1 protein-coding gene is annotated in these 853 nt (G+C 54.9%); it reads right to left on the bottom strand.

Going from position 1 to position 853, the window contains the following annotated elements:
- Nucleotides 1-778 (bottom strand): IS5 family transposase gene (locus CFR79_RS15500; protein ID WP_220030320.1). Its coding sequence is split into 2 segments (ribosomal slippage), with 779 coding nucleotides annotated over them: nt 1-451 and nt 451-778; the frame shifts between segments, so codons are not numbered across the junction. This gene is flagged as partial in the annotation.
- Nucleotides 779-853 lie beyond the last annotated feature (75 nt).

The following is an 853-nucleotide window of genomic DNA, read 5'->3' as shown; positions in this document are numbered from 1 at the left end:
TAGGTTCTGTTGACAAAAGACGGTAGCCACAATTTTACGGCTGCGAGGTTAAGAAAGGCGAGAAATGATTTTCTTGTCTTGTCATATCGTGTGGCGATACGTCGGAACTGCTTCAGTTTGTTAAACATCCGCTCGATACGGTTTCGATCCCGATAACGACGGAAGTCGCAGGGAATATCCTCTGTGCGATTTAAACGCGGTGGGATAACAGGAAGAATGCCTCGAAAAAGCAGGTTCTCCCGTAACCTATCACTATCATATCCCTTGTCGGCCAGAAATCGGCGCGGTGTCGCGACCGGCAGGTCCATCAGGGCATCAGCGCCGGAATAATCAGAAACTTCACCCCCTGTCAGGTTGAAGCCAAGAGGGCGTCCCTGACCGTCAGCACGGGCGTGGATCTTGCTCGTAAAGCCGCCGCGGCTTCGACCAAAACCTTCCTTATGCGTCCCCCTTTTGCGCCAGCCGCCTGGCTGTGAGCCCGAACGACCGTGCTGTCGATCATGTGCTGCCAGTCATCGGTCAGACCGAGTTCAACCAGCGTTTCCAGCAGAGCGTCCCAGACGCCCTGTTCTGCCCATCGACGGAACCGCACATAGACCGAGTTCCATTTTCCGTAGCGTTCATGCATGTCCCGCCATGGGCAACCGACACGCAGGACATAAAGCATTCCATTGAGAAACAGACGGTTATCCTGTGCCGGTCGTGACCAGCGGCCACGTTCAGGCGGCAGTAGGCCGCCAATGATCGCCCATTCCTCGTCCGTCAGGTCGCCACGCATCCACAGGTCTCCGCAAAGACCAACGTTGAATCACGTCCAAGCCAGTCTGAAAAGACCTTTTGTCAACAGAACCTA

The sequence above is a fragment of the Komagataeibacter saccharivorans genome (assembly GCF_003207825.1).
GTDB classification, from domain to species: domain Bacteria; phylum Pseudomonadota; class Alphaproteobacteria; order Acetobacterales; family Acetobacteraceae; genus Komagataeibacter; species Komagataeibacter saccharivorans.
Note: the sequence above shows the minus strand (reverse complement) of the source record. Positions and strands in the feature narration are given on the sequence as shown.